At 55.9% G+C, this 18,244-nt stretch carries 13 protein-coding genes; 8 read left to right on the top strand and 5 right to left on the bottom strand.

Annotation, left to right across the window (positions count from 1 at the left end; translation table 11 throughout):
- Positions 1 to 35 precede the first annotated feature (35 nt).
- Positions 36 to 857, top strand: a complete 822-nt coding sequence (locus tag QEN43_RS19240) for a hypothetical protein (RefSeq protein ID WP_026609872.1) — start codon at positions 36 to 38, stop codon at positions 855 to 857.
- An 83-nt stretch (positions 858 to 940) separates the two neighbouring features.
- Here the strand turns inward: QEN43_RS19240 and QEN43_RS19235 are convergent, their stop codons facing one another.
- Positions 941 to 3,364, bottom strand: coding sequence for a tetratricopeptide repeat protein (locus QEN43_RS19235; RefSeq protein ID WP_156912687.1), 2,424 nt, complete (start codon positions 3,362 to 3,364; stop codon positions 941 to 943).
- Between the two features lie 299 nt (positions 3,365 to 3,663).
- Between QEN43_RS19235 and QEN43_RS19230 the strand changes: the two genes are divergently transcribed.
- From QEN43_RS19230 to QEN43_RS19215, 4 genes are all read left to right on the top strand, one after another.
- A complete protein-coding gene (locus tag QEN43_RS19230) occupies positions 3,664 to 4,251 on the top strand; it encodes a polysaccharide biosynthesis/export family protein (RefSeq protein ID WP_026609870.1) in 588 nt (195 codons plus the stop codon).
- A 75-nt stretch (positions 4,252 to 4,326) separates the two neighbouring features.
- The gene (locus tag QEN43_RS19225) at positions 4,327 to 5,646 is read left to right on the top strand and encodes a porin family protein (RefSeq protein WP_026609869.1); all 1,320 of its coding nucleotides are present in this window, start codon (positions 4,327 to 4,329) and stop codon (positions 5,644 to 5,646) included.
- A gap of 14 nt (positions 5,647 to 5,660) precedes the next feature.
- A complete protein-coding gene (locus QEN43_RS19220) occupies positions 5,661 to 7,406 on the top strand; it encodes a GumC family protein (RefSeq protein WP_026609868.1) in 1,746 nt (581 codons plus the stop codon).
- Between the two features lie 110 nt (positions 7,407 to 7,516).
- Complete coding sequence (locus QEN43_RS19215; protein ID WP_235726553.1) at positions 7,517 to 8,299, top strand: CpsD/CapB family tyrosine-protein kinase; 783 nt, start codon at positions 7,517 to 7,519, stop codon at positions 8,297 to 8,299.
- Positions 8,300 to 8,430: 131 nt separating this feature from the next.
- On the opposite strand, the gene QEN43_RS21865 is transcribed toward QEN43_RS19215, so the two are convergent.
- Positions 8,431 to 8,691 (bottom strand): DUF6316 family protein, encoded by a 261-nt coding sequence (locus tag QEN43_RS21865; protein ID WP_026609867.1) that lies wholly within the window; start codon positions 8,689 to 8,691, stop codon positions 8,431 to 8,433.
- Positions 8,692 to 9,167: 476 nt separating this feature from the next.
- On the opposite strand from QEN43_RS21865, the gene QEN43_RS19210 reads away from it, so the two are divergent.
- Positions 9,168 to 12,608, top strand: a complete 3,441-nt coding sequence (locus tag QEN43_RS19210) for a DUF748 domain-containing protein (RefSeq protein ID WP_026609866.1) — start codon at positions 9,168 to 9,170, stop codon at positions 12,606 to 12,608.
- A gap of 108 nt (positions 12,609 to 12,716) precedes the next feature.
- Here the strand turns inward: QEN43_RS19210 and QEN43_RS19205 are convergent, their stop codons facing one another.
- A complete protein-coding gene (locus QEN43_RS19205; protein ID WP_084161810.1) occupies positions 12,717 to 13,406 on the bottom strand; it encodes a Crp/Fnr family transcriptional regulator in 690 nt (229 codons plus the stop codon).
- A 111-nt stretch (positions 13,407 to 13,517) separates the two neighbouring features.
- On the opposite strand from QEN43_RS19205, the gene hcp reads away from it, so the two are divergent.
- Both hcp and mmoC read left to right on the top strand, forming a co-directional pair.
- Positions 13,518 to 15,182, top strand: a complete 1,665-nt coding sequence (gene hcp / locus QEN43_RS19200; RefSeq protein WP_026609864.1) for a hydroxylamine reductase — start codon at positions 13,518 to 13,520, stop codon at positions 15,180 to 15,182.
- Between the two features lie 286 nt (positions 15,183 to 15,468).
- Positions 15,469 to 16,506: an aromatic/alkene monooxygenase hydroxylase FAD-binding subunit MmoC gene (gene mmoC / locus QEN43_RS19195; RefSeq protein WP_026609863.1), complete on the top strand. Its 1,038-nt coding sequence runs from the start codon at positions 15,469 to 15,471 to the stop codon at positions 16,504 to 16,506.
- A gap of 96 nt (positions 16,507 to 16,602) precedes the next feature.
- Here the strand turns inward: mmoC and QEN43_RS19190 are convergent, their stop codons facing one another.
- Both QEN43_RS19190 and QEN43_RS19185 read right to left on the bottom strand, forming a co-directional pair.
- A complete protein-coding gene (locus tag QEN43_RS19190; protein ID WP_051331546.1) occupies positions 16,603 to 17,313 on the bottom strand; it encodes an HhH-GDP family DNA glycosylase in 711 nt (236 codons plus the stop codon).
- Positions 17,314 to 17,325: 12 nt separating this feature from the next.
- Positions 17,326 to 18,216 carry a M20/M25/M40 family metallo-hydrolase gene (locus QEN43_RS19185; RefSeq protein ID WP_051331545.1) on the bottom strand — a complete coding sequence of 297 codons (891 nt, stop codon included), beginning with the start codon at positions 18,214 to 18,216 and terminating at the stop codon, positions 17,326 to 17,328.
- Positions 18,217 to 18,244: the final 28 nt, after the last annotated feature.

The following is an 18,244-nucleotide window of genomic DNA, read 5'->3' as shown; positions in this document are numbered from 1 at the left end:
CTTTGCGGCAAGCAAGCACCTTAGGAATCTCCTTTATGCACAATCGAAAATTGCTCTATCTGCTCGTGATAAGCCATCTCTTTTGGATCTCGCCTTCCAAAGCGGACAGCACTATCGAATTCCGCGTGGAAGAAGGACAAAAAACTGCCGTTCAGCCGGTTGTTATCACGGATGGACGGATTATGGTCAAAGGCGCCGGCGGCGATCGCAATCTGGACATTATTTATCAGCGCGCAAGCGAGCAATTGGTCTTGATCGACCATAAAAATCAGCGGTTTACGCCCATCACCGAAGAAAAGATCGATCAAATCGCTCGCCAAACTCAAGACCTTCAACCTCTACTTAAAGGCTTTGGTGATCAACTCAGAAAACTACCCCCGAAACAACGGGCGAAATGGGAGGAAATGCTGGGCGGCATTTCCATAGATCAGCTCGGCGCCGCCCAAAGCGCAGCGAACGAGTCGCGTCTCGTGAAGACGGGACGGGAAAAGCAGGTTGCGGGCATCAGCTGCGAACAGGTGGACGTGCTTCAGAAAGAGACCAAGCTAGCGGAAGTTTGCCTCGCGAATCCCTCGTCGATGCAGTTGCCCGCCGATGATTACGCGACAATACGTTCGCTCCTCGCTTTCACTCAACGCATCGCCGCCAAAGCACAAGGTTTCGCAAGCCAGTTCGGAATATCGCTACCACCGATAGAACTCAGCGACTTGTCCGGCGTACCTGTCGAAATGGTGGACTTGTCCGGCAAGCGCCCCACGGTAATGGCCCTTAACCGGATAAGCGATTCGATTTCTCCCGAGCATCGTCCTCAGATACCTTCTGGCTACCAGCCGGAAGAGCTCACCCTCTGGCGATAGCCCAGCCGGGCCCGGAAATTTGGGCGTCAGCCGCAGACGTGGGAATCCCGGTTTTGACCTTGACACCAAAACTGGGATTCTCCTCAACCACCTTCCGTCACCAAAGTCAAGGCGCTTCTCGCCTCTTCCAGTCCGGCGAAATCCTTGCCCGAGTCCACCGCTTTTTGAAGGTGCTCCGCGGCTACCGCCCGCTCGCCTTTCTTGAGGTAAATCATACCCAGGTGATAATGGTAAATCGGTACGCCCGGAGACTTCTCGACTACCTTTAGTTGTAAAGGTAAAGCCTTTTCGTACTCGCCCTTTCGGTAATAAATCCAAGCCAGGGTATCCCATAGTACCGGCTCCTCGGTTTGATCGAAGTCCCTCGCGAGTTCGAGCGCCCGTTCGAGATCCTGTTTCGAGTGATCGAGGCTCAACAAACTGGCAAGATTATTGCGCGCCAGCAGGTTGCCGGGACTTGAGTTAAGCAAGGTTTCGTATTGTTCGATGGCGTTTTCGTAATCCTTGGATAATTCATAAACCCGCGCCAGATTCATTAACACGCTGGGTTCTCCCGGTAGCGCGGCCAGCGCCCGACGGTAGGTTTTGAGCGCCAAGTCCCGCCGGCCCGTTTGCTCGTAATAAGCCCCGAGGTTCGCATAGGGAAGCAGCCAGCGCGGATTGGACTGAATCGCCAGGTTTAGAAACCTGACGGCCTCGATTTCTTGCTTTTCGCCCAGATAGTAAGAACCGAGTAACTGGTAGGCCCCAGCGTGTTTCGGATCGGCGCTCAACACTCGTGTAATTCGTTCCACGCCCTTTTCAGCCTCGCCCCGCTCGACATAAACGCCGAGAATAGCCTTCAGGATTTCATAATCGTCCCTCGATTTTGAGAGCGACTCCTCATACTCGGCTAAGGCCAGATCATATTTTTTCTGGCTTCGATAAAACCGGCCCAACAGAAAGCTACCGGAAGGATTTTCGGGCAATTCGGCCTTAATTTGTTTGAGAACGGCTTCCTGTTCGCGAGAATTTCCGGCTGCTGCCAAGACTTCCGATTTAAGCACCAGCGCTTCCAGCTTCTCCCGGTGCTCCGGGTGCCGCTTCAGGAATTCGTCGAGTTTTTCGAGCGCTAACGAGTGATTCTTTTGCTCCGTCAAATAATCGACCAGATTCTTGTATGCCTTGAATTCATCGGGATTCGCCGCCACCGCCCGCTCGAGACTTTCCTGGGCGAGAGCCGGCTTGCCATCCAGCTTATGGGCAACGGCCAACAGATGGAGTATTTCCCAGGAATCCGGCTGCTCTCTGAGCAAAGATCGGAATGCCGCGACCGCTTTCTGACTGTCTTTACGAACTAGAGCTATGCGCCCGCGCAGCATGAGCCCTTGGCGATCCCCCGGATTCGCTTCGAGGACCTCATCAGCCAATGCACTAGCCCTGCTCAAGTGCCCTTCCGCCAGTGCCAGCACGGCCAAACGGATTTTCGCCTTCAAAGCATCAGGAGCGTATTTATTCGACGCAACGATCTCTCGATAGATTTGCGCCGCGCGATCGATTTCCCTGCGCTGCTCGCGAAGCTTTGCCATGGCGAAGCGCAAATCCGTCGCATTTGGATAAATCCCAATCGCGTTGGACAGCTCCGCGACCGCTTCGTCGGATTTCCCGGATTTTGCCAAGAATTCTGCAAGCAGGATGTAACGCCGGCTGTCGCCCGGGCTGGCCTCGATGGCCTCGCGATAAACGCGCTCCGCATCGTCCCGGCGTTCCTGTTGCACATAAAACTCCGCCAAACGTTTACGGTGCCATAGGTTAGCTGGGTCGGCGGATACCATTCCTTTGTAAATCGCCTCGGCCTTTTCGAGCTTTTTCATCTGAACCGCGAGCCTGGCAAGGCCGAGTTGCATTTCGGCGTCGTCCGGATTGGCAGCCAGCCCTTGCTCCAAGACGACCTCGGCTTCATCGAGCCGGTTTTGTTGCGTGTGGAGCATCGCTAGAATGAGAAACGCCTCGGCGCGGGACGGCTGTTCCGCCGTGATGCGGCCGAGCTCTTCGATAGCCGCGGCTATATCGCCTTTAAGACTCGATAAACCCGCCTTTACCAGTCTTGCATCGATATCCCCGGGTTTGACACCGAGCACCGCGTTTACTAGGGCATCGGCCTTATCGATCTGCTTGCCCAGCAGGTACAGCTTCGCCATTCTGACCCTGACCTCTAGGTCGTTCGGATCGAGCTCGCCGGCCTTTTGGTAAAAGCCAAGGGCTTCCCGCCAGTCTTTCTGCGCCTCCGCGATTTGCCCGAGATAGAAGTAAGGCTTGGCCATCTTGGGATCGATCTGCAAGACGTTCTTGAACTCGACCTTGGCCTTTTCGAAATTCCGCTCTTCGAAATATTTTCTTCCTCGTTCCAGATACTCGGCCTTGCGTTCCTCGGCACCGCCGCAGCCCGTCAAGAACACAGTCACAGCGAGCGAGAAACCTAAGAAAGCGAAAACCCTGATCAGCATGGCATCGTCCCTAATGTCCAACGGTTAAATCCACCCGAAGTTTCCCCTTCGAGCACGATAAATCGGCCATCCGGAAGTCGCGGCTTTTCGCAGAACGCGCCGATCCTCCGAAAAATCCGGTCAAGAATGGTTTCGATCAGAAGAAGAGATTGCCTGCACCTCCCTGGCCCATTCTCCGTCTACTATCTGGATTGTTACGAGCGTGAAAAACGTAATGAGCTGTAGTATTCTCCGACTATACCGTCACCGGCGATCACGGTCCATGGGAAGCTGGACTACCCCACCCGTCTGGTGTCTTGAAACATTCTGTAGTTGCGCGTATGAAAAAGGGATTTTTAGTTCTTGCGCTCACCGCTCGCTTTACTTGCCCGGCGTTCGGCGCGTCGACGCCTGATGTCCCCGCCGATTCATCCGTGCCCGTTGTTCCTTCCGATTATGTTGTCGATGCCGGGGATGTCCTCGAGATCTCTGTCTGGAAAGAAGATGGACTGACGAAACAAGCCCTGGTGCGACCGGATGGGGGAATTACCTTTCCGCTAATCGGCGATCTACAAGTTGGCGGTCAGACCATCCATCAAATTAGATCCGAAATCACCCGAAAGCTCGGCGAATACTTCGCCGAACCGGAGGTCAGCGTCTCTTTGGTCAATTTGAACCACAAGATCTATGTGATCGGCAGGGTCAACAAACCCGGCGAATTCGTCACGCCAAATCGGGTTTCGGTCATGCAAGCCCTGTCTATGGCGGGCGGCTTAACGCCTTTCGCCGATGATGACGCGATCAAGATCATACGCCGAATAGGCGGAAAGGAAGTGGCACTGCCCTTCGACTATGACGCAGTCGCAAGCGGTAAGTCCTTGGAGCAAAACATTCTTTTGCAGAGAGGAGATGTCGTCGTGGTCCCGTGAGCTTGCGCGAAGCGCGCCGGTACCGGTAGGCCATGTCGCCGATGCCGCCCGTATGTTTGGCTGGCGGTGACAGTCATGCCTGAAGCCAAACCGGTCGGCGCTGCCGACAATCAGCGACGCGCAAATGCTCGACGCTGTATCGCGTGGGGCGTGGGATTATTGATCGCATCGGACAGCGGAGCGGTGGAATATACCTTCCAGGCAGATGCCAACGTGGGACAGGAATACAACACCAACCTTTTTCTCACACCCGGCCCGCATACCGATGTCTGGGGCACGAGGCTCGGCTTGAACACACGATTTTCAGCCGCGGAGGAGACCTGGAAACTCGATGGGAATATCCGCCTCGACAACTATTTTTACAATCAAAAGGGCTTGGATAGCCTCAATCAGTTCGTCTCTTTGACAGGCAGTTACTTCGTCACGGAACGCAGCCAATTCGCTCTTCGAGGCGATTACATTCGAGATTCCACCCGTGCATCCTTCGTCGAAACCGACGATCTGATATTCGAGCAGGTTAGGCGAAATCGGCAGACGCTTAATCCATCGTGGACCTACGACTTGAGCGAAAGAACCCGTCTCAGCCTGAACTATCAATTCCAAAATACCGATTATCGAAACAAAGCGAATACCTTTTTTCCCGATTATCAAAGCCATTCCGGGTCGGTAGTTTTGATTCACGATTACAGCGAGCGGCTGACGATGAACGGCTCGGTCTCCTACACCCGCTATTCGGCGGTCGGGAGCACGATTTTCATTCCGGGACATTTGGATTTTGGACCGTTCCGCATTCCCGGAAACTACGAAAATCGCGCCGACGAAATCGAGATTGATTACGCCACGGCCATTGCCGGATTTTCCTATGCCATTGACGAAACCTTCGATGTCAGCTTCGCCACCGGGGCCCAATACAACAAGACCGAGGCCGTTTTCCAAACCATTTTCAGGGATAGCCGTGGCGAGCCAATACTCGATAATTTCGATCATGTCGACAGCAGCTTCGTGACCTATGTGATCGATCTGAACGCAACTAAGCGCTTCGACGCAGACGAACTGAATCTTCACTATGCGCACACGGTCAGCCCTAGCCTATACGGCAACTTGGTCGAAGCCGATACGGTCACGTTCACGGGAAAACACAAGTTCAAGCCCACCGTGAGCGGCTTGGCTCAATTTTCTTATGTGGACCGCAAGACGGCCGATCAGCGCAACATTACACTCAATCGCCAGCTTTTCCGCGCCCGCGGCGAGCTAAGCTGGAATTGGACCGAAAACTGGTCTTTTTCCATGTCATATCAGTATGGACGACAAGAGATCGATATCGTCTCGGATATCCCTGAATCTCATGCCGCTTATCTGACCATCCGTTATCAGTGGGATAAGCAAAAGTACTGATTGGCGAGGAAATCATGGAAGAGAAAGGACTTCACGACTATATTGCTGCGTTCAAGCGCCGCAAACATCAATTTGCAGCGATTCTAGGGGGCATCTTGTTTTTGAGCCTCTTGCTCGCCGTGCTGCTGCCGCCGACCTATCGATCCAGCGCAACCATTTTGATTGAAGAGCAGGAAATACCGTCCGACCTGGTACGCTCGACCATCACGACCTATGCCACGCAACGCTTGCAAATGATCGGTCAGCGAGTCATGACGAGGGCCAACTTGAACAAGATCATCGAGAAATTCGATTTGTACGCCGACGAACGCCAGCGGCTCACGGAAGAGGAAATCATTGAACGCATGCGTGCCGATATCGCTCTGGAAACGATCAGCGCCGATATCATCGATCCACGTACCGGCAGGCCGTCCACAGTCACCATCGCGTTTACATTGTCCTATGACAGCCGTGATCCAGAGCTTGCCCAGCGCGTCGCCAACGAAATCACTTCGCTTTATCTGGAGGAAAACCTCAAGACCCGCGCGCAAAGAACCGCTGAAACTTCGGATTTCCTCGAGGAGGAGGCTAGACGGATGGGCGAGCATGTTTCCGCCCTGGAGAGAAAGCTCGCCGAATTCAAGGAGCAGAACCTGAATAGCCTGCCTGAGCAAAAACAGATCAATATTGATCTCATGGACCGCAGCGAGCGCGAGCTGATGCAGATCGACAACGAAATCCGTTCCTTGGAGGACCGCAAGTTCTATTTGGACGGGCAATTGGCCCAAATCAAGCCTGATGTTCCCGTGATCTCTTCGACCGGAGAACGCATTCTGAGTCCCGAGGAACGCCTCAAGAGTCTTAAGGCCGAGTATTTGGCCATGGCCAGCCGCTATTCGGACAAGCACCCCGATGTTGTCAAGACGCGTCTCGAAATCAATTCGCTAAAACTGGATGCGGGAAACCCCGAAAGTGGCTTGGAACTGGCCAAGCGTATCACCCAACTGGACGGCCAATTGGCATCGCTCAGGGAACGATACTCCGAAAATCATCCAGATATCATTAATTTGCGAAAGCAGATTTCCGCACTGGATGCGGAACTGAAAAAGATTCAAACGACTCGCACGATCAGAGAGATGACCTCGGGGCAGCCTGAGAATCCCGCCTACATCACGCTGCAAGCGCAACGCGAAGGTGTCATTCAGGATTTGCGAACTCTGCGGAAGCGGCGAGAGGAGGTCAGGGCAAAACTCCGTGAGTATGAAAAACGCCTATTGCAAACTCCTAAAGTGGAACGGCAATATCTGGAACTGGTGAGGGATTACGAAAACGCGACCACCCGTTACCGCGAGCTGAAGGCTAAAGCAATGGAAGCGGAAGTGGCCGAGCAACTCGAAAGGAAAAGCAAGGGCGAGCGGTTTTCTATTATTGAGCCTCCGCTAGTGCCAGAACAACCGCTCAAGCCGAACCGGCCTGCGATTGCGTTTCTCGGCATGGTGCTGGCGATGGCTGGCGGATTCGGATATGTGCTGCTGACGGAAAATTTGGACCAAACCGTACGCGGAATGAAGCAGATAGCCGTATTGGCGGGCACGGCACCCGTCGCCGTGATACCTTACCTGCAAACCGACGAAGAGATTTCACAGCAACACAAAATCAGAACCGTTAGCGTGCTGGCGGGTTTGGGACTCATCTTGCTTGTTCTGGCGCTTGTCCATTGGTTTTGGATACCGCTGGATGTGTTATGGTTTAGAGGCTTACGCAAAATGGATACGCTTTAAGTAGAGCCTATGAAATTCGGTTGCGCTGCAACCGCTAGCCGGACCCGTCGACTTCGACAGTGACGACGGGTCGGTTCCCGAAAGCCAACCTAACAGGGAAGGAGTGAGCTATGGAAAGCATCAGCAGAGCATTTGGACATCATCAGGATTCCGCACTAGCGAGCCCGCAGACCGCCAAGGCGGACCTGGTTTCATTGGAAAACATCCAGTACACCCAGACCAGAACCGTGGCCCTGTCGAGGGAATTCCTGCGCCGACAACGGGTCATCGCCGGGTACAATCCCTGCGCCTTCGTGGACGCGTACAAAATCCTGCGTACCCGTGTCTTGCACAAAATGCGCGAACACGGCTGGAATACCCTGGCTATCACCAGCCCCAGCGCAGGCTGCGGAAAAAGCCTCACTGCTATCAATCTCGCACTGAGCATCGCGCTCGAGGTCCACCAGTCCGCTCTTCTCGCCGATGCCAACCTCAGAGATCCTGCCGTGCATCGTTATCTGGGCATTGATCCGACCGTAGGCTTCGCCGACCATCTGATCGACAATGTTCCCCTGTCAAAAATTCTCATCAATCCCAAAGGCATTAGTCGTTTTGTCGTACTGCCCGGAAAACGGCCGGTATTCAATTCTTCGGAACTCATCGCGTCGCCCAAGATGGCCCATCTGGTGCAAGAATTGAAACACCGCTACGCCTCCCGGTTCATCATATTCGACCTGCCTCACTTGGGAACAGCGGATGCGCTGTCTTTCATGACTCATGTCGATGCCGCGGTATTAGTCGTCGAAGAAGGAAAAACGACTCAACAAGAACTATCCCGAGCCATAGCAGTCCTGGAAGGGACGCCTTTGGTCGGTCTGGTATTGAATAAAGCGGAAAACGACGCGGTGGGATAGACAGCGAAAGCAGACGGTTTTGCCGCGCGAACCTCATCTCCTTCGCCGTGATCGGCGAAGGATCGATGATAGCTTGTCCGATTTAAAACATTTTTCGGCGTGCCAATGCCGGGCGGCTTTACCGAATCCTATTACTTCGACTCGGCGGGAACGACTTTCCGCAGCGTCCAACCGGCCCCGTCTCGAACAAGTTCAAAATGACTGTTCCAATCGGAAGTTCTGGCGGCATTGTTTCCGGCGCGTATGCATTGCTCTTTAAACTCATCGAGCGCCTTTCGCGCAAGTGCCTCCGATTGATAGGGTCCCTTAACGCCTTCCCGAGTCAGAAAAAACCATTCAGTTTGTCCCGTTACATTATTACGCTCCCAGAAAACACGATCAGCTCTAAACATTGGCTCTACTTCGACTGCTTGGTGTGAACCACCCAGTCCAACCTCGCGGCCACACCCAGAGATAGTTAGCAACTGATTCCGCCAGATGCTCCAGAAACGGGGAAACAAATATATATCAAAAAAACCTTGGAGCGCCTATCAATTCTTCGGAGCCCTGTGGATTTTTCGGCCCGAGATTCCGCTGCCTCCGATAGGCACCCGATGATTTGCCCCTCCCCTTATTTCCGCAAAAGTTTACTTCGACCTTAAACTCGACTGCAGCTATTTTCGACCGGCAACCGGATAATCGATAATGTTTTCACTTCCCCGCTGGTAATGGAAGCAGCTTTGAGCTTGTCTGAGTCAAAAGATAAGAATGCTTTTTTCAATCGGCGTAATCTGCGCCGTGGGGAAACCTGACATCGGCACGAGTCAAGACCGGCACTACACTTATTCGTTACGCTTTGCCAATCCTACGTCAAGGAGCCCGAACTTGCATGAATCGGCTAGTCCGAATCGCTAGAAATCCATGGATATTAACCCTTGCGGCCGTACTCATGATTTATGCGCTAGCTGGGTTTTCCCTCGTGCCCTTTCTGGTGCAGCGCTACGTGCCCAAGGTGGCCGCCGAGCAGCTCAAGCGGGACGCTTCGATCGGCGTGGTCAACTTCAATCCCTTCTCGTTCGCTCTCGAAGCCCGCGACTTCAAGCTGAACGACACGGATGGGCAGCCCGTTTTTCAACTCGGCCGTTTGTTCGTAAATTTCGAACTCGAGAGTATTTTCCGCCGAGCCTGGACTTTTTCCGATTTGCGTCTGGAAAACCCGTCGTTGCGAGCCGTTGTCGACGAAGACGGCAAACTCAACTTGGCAAAAATCGCAGAAGCTAGACCAAAACCGCAGGAACCGGAACAACCCGACAAGCCGCTCCCCCGTTTTCTGCTCAAGCACTTCGAACTGACGAATGGCTCAGTGCAATACGCCGATTACTCCAAAGATACCGATATCGTCGAAACGGTGAGCCCGATCGACTTGACACTCGATATGCTCACAACCCTCCCTGACAAGACGGGTACTTACGAACTCGCTCTCAAACTTGCAGACGGAGGAACCCTGGAGTGGCGGGGAAATCTGTCGCTACAGCCACTACTGTCCGAAGGCAACCTACGTTTGGACGCTTTCAACCTGGCGATCCCGTGGAAACATTTGCGAGACCGCCTCAATTTAGCTGAACCATCTGGTGTCGCCGCGTTGTCGGCACACTACCGGTACAGCCAGAACGGTGAAAAAACCGACCTTTCGTTGAACAATCTTGCACTGAAGCTCTCGCAACTCCGGTTCACCATGCCCGACACCGACGAGCCGATCCTGACACTGGAAAAGATCGAGACCGGCAATGCCGAGTTTGACCTGGCGAGCCGGTCGATTACCGTCCCTTCGCTCGTCATCGAGAAAGGCCAAGTCAGGGCATCCGTAGACGCAAGCGGTTCCTTGAACTGGCAAGGCTTGGTGAAAGATCAACCGAACAGCAGTCCTTCCAATCCATCCAATCCGCCCCAAGGCACAGAGCCTGAAATACCCTGGAAACTGACGGTCGAAAATTTCAAGATTGCCGATGTCGGCGTGGCGTATGCCGATGCTAGCCGCCGTTCGCCTTATGTCGTTTCGGTCGACCGATTCGGCCTCGATCTCAAAGCCCAGGCGGAAGTTGGAGCGGGAACGACCAAAGCCGATATCGGCGGGCTGGCGGCGACTCTAAACGGCATCGCGCTGAGTGAACCTGGTTCTACCGCCCCCTTAGCGGCCTGGGATGTGCTAGAGCTAGCCGACGGGCACCTGGACCTCGAGAAACGCGAGGCGATCATCGGGCGCGCCGCTTTGAAGGGCGGCAACGCCCGAATCGTTCGAGATAAGGCCGGTACCATTCATTTGGCCGAACTCTTCGCTCCCAAGACGGAGGAAACCAGTCCGAAATCGCCAGCCACCGAAGCACCGGCCGACAAGTCTGGCAACCAGCCATGGCACTTCGCACTCAACGCGTTCGCGCTGGAGGGATTCGCTCTCGGCGTCGTTGACCATAGCTACTCATCCGAGATCGCCTATGACTTCGAAGACATCGAGGTCGACCTCAAAAACCTCACCAATGACGACGAGACACCGGTCGAATTCGATACCAGCCTCAAGGTCAAACAGGGGGGTACGCTGAAGGCAACGGGCACGGCATCCCTTAAAGGTGATCGGGCGGACGCCAAGATTGAGATGGAACGAATAAACCTGAAGGGCTTACACCCTCTGGTCGCTGAATTCGCCAAACTCAAGCTCGAGAGCGGCGACTTGTCCACGACCATGAACGTGGAATTTGTCCAAACTCCGAAAGCACCGTCAATCCGGAGCAAAGGCGTTCTCAGTGTTTCCGATCTGCTGTTGAAGGAAACCGAGACCGGCCAACGTTTTCTATCCTGGAAAAAGCTTTCCGCAACCGCGATCGATTTTTCGCTCGAACCTAACCGCCTATCGATTCAAGAAATCAGGATCGATCAACCGGGATCGAAGATCACCATTTTCGAAGACCGCTCGACAAATCTCGCCGCCATATTCAAAGAAAGAAACCCAAAAGCTCGCGCTCCAAAAGCAGCTGCATCTCCGAAGCCCGCAAAGCAGGATTCGAAAAAGCCGTTTCCTGTTACGGTGGAACGCGTCCGAGTCGAAAACGGTGTCGTCGACTTCAGCGATCTGAGTCTGGTCTTCCCCTTTGGCGCATTGATTCACGATTTCAATGGGACGATTACCGATATTTCGACGTCGGCGTCCGGCGGAACCCATTTAGCGTTCACTGGACGCGTTGACGCGTTTGGCTCGGTCACGGTCGACGGCGCGCTGAATCCCTTGCAGCAAAAAAAGTTCAGCGACATCGAGGTGACCTTCCGCAACGTAGCGATGACGTCGCTTTCGCCCTACAGCGCGACCTTCGCGGGACGCAAGATTCAATCCGGCAAGCTCGATCTGGATCTCCAGTACAAAATCGACAACAGCCACTTGAAGAGTGACAACACGATCGTTCTCGACAATTTCACCCTGGGTGAGCGCGTCGAAAGCCCCAATGCCGTTTCCCTACCGTTGGATCTCGCCGTCGCCGTGCTTACCGACTCTCAAGGACGAATCAACGTCTCGGTACCCGTCGAGGGCGATGTAGACAGCCCCGAGTTCCGCTACGGCAAGCTCATTTGGGAGGCCGTCACCACGGTGGTGAAAAAAGCCGTGACCGCGCCGTTTCGCATGATCGGATCGGTCTTCGCGGGCGAAGAGGAACACCCGGAGACCGTTCTTTTCGGTCCTGGCAGCTATACCTTGCCACCGCCGGAGAAGGAAAAGCTCAAGAAAGTTGCGGAGGCCATGGAAAAACGCCCGATGCTCAAGCTGACCATACATGGCCGGTTTGACCCCAAGCGCGACGGCGAAGCCCTGAAGGCATTACACGTTCGCCAAGCCGTTGCGGAAAAACTGGACATGGGACTCAAACCCGGCGAAGATCCGGGGCCCCTGGCGTTCACCAATGCCAAGACCCAGCGTGCGCTGGAAGACCTCGTGGTCGAACGCGGAGGTCCCAAAGCCTTAGAAGAGATTCAGGCCGACTATGAAAAGAAAACGGGAAAAAGGCCGCAGCGTGTCAGCCGAATGTTGGCGCTAATCGGTCGGGGAAGTGAGGACCAGGATTTCTACGAACGCCTGTTCGAACACTTGGTAAGCAACGCGCCGCCCTTACCTACCTCCGAACTCGAAGCACTGGCAGACCGCCGCGCCAAGGCGATTCAGCAAGAGCTGATCGGGCTGCCCGGCGTCGATCGTACGCATGTCGGTATCGGAAAGGCCGAATCTACGTCCGACGAGGTCGATGGGCAGGTTCCGTCCCGGCTTGAACTCGGCGCAGTGGGCGACTGAGCGAAATCGCCGAACGGCGAAAATCCGACAGCGCCGCCGCAGCGGTGGGTACGGCTTCGGCTGCCGTCCTAAAACGGCGGACAGGTCAAGCCGCCGTTTCTTAGATGACTAATCGCTCTGGCCCGCCCAGTTCCTCAAACGGGCCGCATCCAGCACCTCCACCGTCTTGCCGTGGACCTGGATTATGCCGGCCTGCGCCAATTGCTGAAGAATCCGGGAAAACGTCTCCGGACGAACCGAAAGCCGCGAAGCCAGCACTTGCTTCGGCGTTTCCCAATGCACGCTGTAACGTCCACAGCTTGGCTCAGGCGCGGACCGAAGCAGGTATTGCGCAAGCCGCATCGTGGCGTTCTGAAGGGTTAACTCGTCGATTTCCTGCAGCAGCTGGCGAAGGCGCTGGCTCATCCGGCCCAGAAGCCGGAAACAGACGGCGGGCGAATTCTGCAACACTGCCCGAAACACGTTCATGTCGAACCCCCAAACCTCGCTGGGAACGATCGCGCGGGCGCTGACCGGATAACGGTTGCCCTCCATAAACATCACCGCCTCTGCAAAAGACTGGCCGGGCCAAATCAGCTCGATCACCTTCTCCTCGCCCGCCGGCGAAAGGCGATAAAGCTGAATCGTCCCGGTTTCCAATATGAAGAAGCGGGTCGCCCGCTGACCATGCGTAAAAAGCTCTTCTCCCGCATCCAGCTGAACAGGAAGCGCGGCGGTAACCACCTGGGCCAATTGAGGCTGATCCAACTCCGCGAACAGCAAGTGCCGGTAAATCCAATCGGGCATCGTTCTCTTCATGCCGGTCTCCCGAAGGAAGCCGCTTGACCTAGGTCAAGGAGAGACGATTCTTCGGCCGCTATGTTGTTCACCGTCGATACGATTTGAATGTCCAATTAAAGGAAAAATGCCATGTTTTGCTATCAATGCGAACAAACCGCCCGTACCGATACCAGTAACGGCTGTACCAGCACCAAAGGAATCTGCGGTAAAGATCAAGTCACCGCCGATCTTCAGGACCTTTTGATCTACGGGTTGAAAGGCATCGCCCAGTATGCCCGGCGCGCCCGTGCATTCGGCATCTCTGACCGCGAGGTGGACGGGTTCATACTCTACGCGATGTTCACGACCCTGACCAACGTCAACTTCAATCCCGCCCGTTTCATCGCCATGATTCAGGAAACCGCCCGGCTGCGCGACCGAATCAAGGCACGTTACGAAGAGGCGGCACGGGAACGAGGCGGCGCTCCCGAAGTCCTGAACGGACCCGCCGCCTGGCAGCCGATGGATGATATCGACGGCTTGCTGGCGCAAACTAAGTCAGCCGCCGTAACCGCCGGCCGCGAACAAGTGGGTGACGATATCATCGGTCTCAGGGCAATGATTCTTTACGGACTCAAAGGGGTCGCCGCCTATGCCTACCATGCCCGCATTCTCGGTTACGAAAGCGACGAACTCTATACCCGTTTCGAGGAAATCCTGGACTTTCTAGCCGGTAACCCCGCCGATGCCGAAACACTCCTGGATCAAGCGCTGGCCGTCGGCCAGTTGAATCTAACGGCTCTAGAGCTTCTGGACGCCGCCAATACCGGCAGCTTCGGCCACCCCGAACCGACCGCCGTGCGGACGACTCCGGTCAAAGGTAAGGCGATCCTGGTCAGCGGCCATGATCTGAAGGATTTGGCGGCCCTACTGGAACAAACTAAAGGCAGGGGCATCAACGTCTACACCCATGGCGAACTGCTGCCGGCCCACGGTTATCCCAAACTGCGTGCTTATCCGCATTTGGTCGGCAATTACGGCGGTGCCTGGCAGGACCAGACCCACGAATTCGCCGAATTTCCGGGCGCGATCCTGATGACCTCCAATTGCCTGATCGAACCCCATCCTCGCTACCGGTCACGCCTCTTCACCACAGGACCTGTAGGCTGGCCAGGTGTACGCCATATCGCCAACGGCGACTTCTCGCCGGTCATTCAAGCGGCGCTGGCTCTCCCAGGTTTCCAGGAAGATGGCCCGGAACAAACCGTCACCGTGGGATTCGCCCGCAACGCGGTGCTCGGCGTTGCCGACAAAGTCGTGGATGCTGTCAAAACCGGCGCCATCCGTCACTTTTTCCTGATCGGCGGATGCGACGGCGCGGCGCCCGGGCGCAATTACTACACCGATCTGGCGAACCGCGTACCCGAGGACAGTGTCGTGCTCACCCTAGGCTGTGGCAAGTACCGCTTCAATCGGAACGAGTTCGGCACTATCGGCGGCATCCCGCGTCTCCTGGACCTCGGCCAATGTAACGACGCCTACTCCGCCATTCAAATCGCGAGTGCCCTGGCGCAAGCTTTCAACTGCGGGGTGAACGACTTGCCCTTGTCCCTCATGGTGTCCTGGTTCGAACAGAAAGCCGTGGCCGTACTCTTGACTCTACTATCACTCGGCATTCGCGGTATCCGGCTCGGACCGAGCCTGCCAGCATTCCTGACGCCAGCCCTCCTGGAACAGCTTTCGGCGCGGTTCGATCTGAAACCGATCACCACGGCCGAAGCCGACATCGAGGCAGCACTTCAGCGTGCGGCTTGAATACTTGAGAGGAGAGAGCTTATTCCATTCGGCATTCGAGTGAACATTCGTCGTCGGATCGTAGAGCCAAACGAAATCGATCGATGGGGGCTAGCCCTTCGACAAGGCTCAGGACAGGCCCCTCGGCTCCGCTCGGGGCGATCCGTTCGACGGTTCAGGGCGGGTTCCGCTTAACCGGCGTTTTGAGGTCGATTGGTGGGTTACGGGCTCGCGGCCTAGCCCACCGCACCGCTTCGCCGATTTACTCTCAAGTGATTTCAATGACCGACTTTCCAACGGAGAAGCCATGACCAGCCATGTCATCACACTCACTACCCGCGACGGGCAGCAGCTCAATTTCACCTGCGGCCCTGAGCAGAATCTCCTCGCCGCCGCCGCAGAGGAAGGCATTATACTGCCGTCACTGTGCCGGGACGGCGGTTGCGGCGCGTGTCTCTGCACCCGTGTCGACGGCGATTACGACTTGGACAGCTATAACCCCCTGGCGCTGCCCCCGGACGCTGCTGCTAGAGGCGACGTATTGCTTTGCCGAACGCGCCCGCTGAGCAATTTATCGCTCAAGGCGCCTTACGATTTCCAGCGCATCCGCTTCGAAGGACTGGCGAGTCGCCCGGCCGAAATCGTCGAGCTGGAGACCATCGCCGAAAAAACGGTGCGACTGTTACTGCGGCTGCAGCCGGACAGCAACGGCAGCCAAGCTGCGGATTTCGAACCGGGTCAGTACATGAGCCTGGAAATTCCCGGCACCGACATCAGCCGAGCCTACTCCATCGCCAATACCCCCAACTGGACTGGTGAACTGGAATTTCTGATCCGGCTGCAACCGGGCGGAGCGTTCTCCACTTACCTGGAGCGGGAGGCGAAAATCGGCCAGCGCATCAACATCCGTGGCCCTAGCGGCCATTTCGTCTTGCAGGCACAAAGCCTCAGGCCACGTTATTTCGTGGGCGGCGGTACCGGCTTGGCGCCGTTGCTCTCCATGCTTCGCCACATGGCCGAGTTACAGGAACCGCAACCGGCCAGGCTCTATTTCGGCGTCAATCGCGAAGCCGAACTATTCTGCCTGAATCCCCTTCGGGAACTCAGCCAACACTTGCCGCAGCTCAAGGTCGAACTGTGCGTGTGGCACCCGGAACCGACGTGGAGCGGATTTCGCGGCACTCCCGTGGATGCTTTACGGCGCGACCTGGAACAGGGTGGCCCCGCTCCCGACCTCTATCTTTGCGGTCCCCCTGCGCTCATCGATGCAGCAACGGAGACGGCACGCGCTTTCGGGATTTCCGATGAGCACATCTTTAGCGAGCGGTTCCTGCCTTCGACCTAACGCGCCGCTCCGCTCGCGGAATCGAGCTCCCGTCATTCGCTCGAAACAATGCCCAGAATTCACTCCGCGGGGCAAAGCCAAACGGGCTATGCGTGATCAACCGGCCGATTTGCCGGCATGCGTCTTCGCCCGTCGCAGCGACAGGCCGTGCCTGACCAATGCCGTTTCGAAATCCGGGAATTCGGAAGGTGCCCCGCCAGCCCTTGCCCAAAGCGCCTGCAGTCGTGCTGCCGCTAAACGGTTCTCACACTGCTCGTCGGGCAAAAAACCCAGCGCTTTGGCTCCGTCTATAGCCAGATCGGACAGACGCGGTGTCGCCTTGGGCCATATGCCGCGCAATTCCCGCAAGAAAATAGTGACTGTCGTCGGCCCGATGCCTTTCGCCAAGGCCATCAATCTTTGTTCCAGGTCCTCGGCGGATTCGGCTTTCGCATGTAGTCGATTGAGACTGCCCCCGTACTCTTCAAGCAAAGACTGCGACAGGTTCAACAGTTTCGTCGCGGTCTTGAAGTCATAACGGGTGTACCCGCCTTCGTCCAGGACCGCCACCAAGCCGTCCCAACCGCACGCTATGATGGCTTCGGGCGTCGTCAGCTTTCTTTTGGCAAAGGTCCGGTAGGTACGCGCCGCAATCCTCTCGGAAATACGCGCCCCAAACAAAACGGCCGCAAGAAACCATTTGAAAAGTTCGCCGTCGCCCCGCTCTGATACATCGATTTCCAGTTCGGCCGAAAAACGGCCGCCCAGCGCGGCGACCAGGTCGCTAGGTGATGCGTATCGATTTTCCGATCGAGCGGATTTGGACATGATCGTGCAGCCTCAGAACGCATCGTTCGCGCAATCCAGCAACGCCGAATACAAACCTAGGACGACCGCCGCGAAGGATTCGTACTGAAGTCTATCTGGCCGGTCGTCGGCCGTGTGATACCAGGGGTTTCGATAAAACGCGGTATCCGTCACCATGATCGCTGAATACCCCTGCCTCCAGAATGAAAAATGGTCGCTGAGCGCGACTCCGGGCACGAAGAACGGCGCAGCGAGATACTCAACCGGAAAACCCGAATGGCGGCGGAAGGCTCGGACGAGGCGCAGCAAGTCGTTCCGAGAACGCCGGTTAGACACGAAGGCAATGAAATTGCCGCGGTCGGGGTAAGCGTATTTGAGCAGAACCGGATAGCTCTGGCTGTTGGGCGTATCGTAATAACAGCCCAGCATTTCGAGCGAAACCATGAAGCGTATCTGATCGCCGCGCTGTTTGGCGGCTTTGGCATAAATCAGACTGCCCATGTATCGTCCGCCGAAAAACGGCGCTTCCTCGTTCACGAAGGCCACAAAACGGACGGTCCTTTTCTGCGCGGCGCTCATGAACAGGCGTGACAACTCCAATAACGCCGCGACGCCGCTGGCGTTGTCGTCCGCGCCGGGACTCCCAAATACCGTATCGTAGTGAGCTCCGATCAAAATAATCTCATCGGCACGACGGTTTCCCTGCCGTGTTATCTCCAGATTGGCGCATTCTATCCCCCGCACCTCGTAGGCGAGGCGGTTTACCGCATACCCTTGAGCCTCCCATTGCTCCGCGATGTAGCGCTCGGCGGCGCGCAAGGCTTCCGGCAGCATCAAGTTTCGCTCGCCTATGCGATCGGCCAGGGTATGAACGTGGACCTTCAATCTGGCGGCCATTTGCTCGATGGCTAGCCCTTCCCTCATGAGGAGTCGCGTTCGGGACTGTCCTCCA

The sequence above is a fragment of the Methylocaldum szegediense genome (genome assembly GCF_949769195.1).
Taxonomy (GTDB): Bacteria; Pseudomonadota; Gammaproteobacteria; order Methylococcales; family Methylococcaceae; genus Methylocaldum; species Methylocaldum szegediense.
The sequence above is the reverse complement of the archived record's forward strand: the minus strand, read 5'-3'. Positions and strand labels throughout refer to the sequence as shown.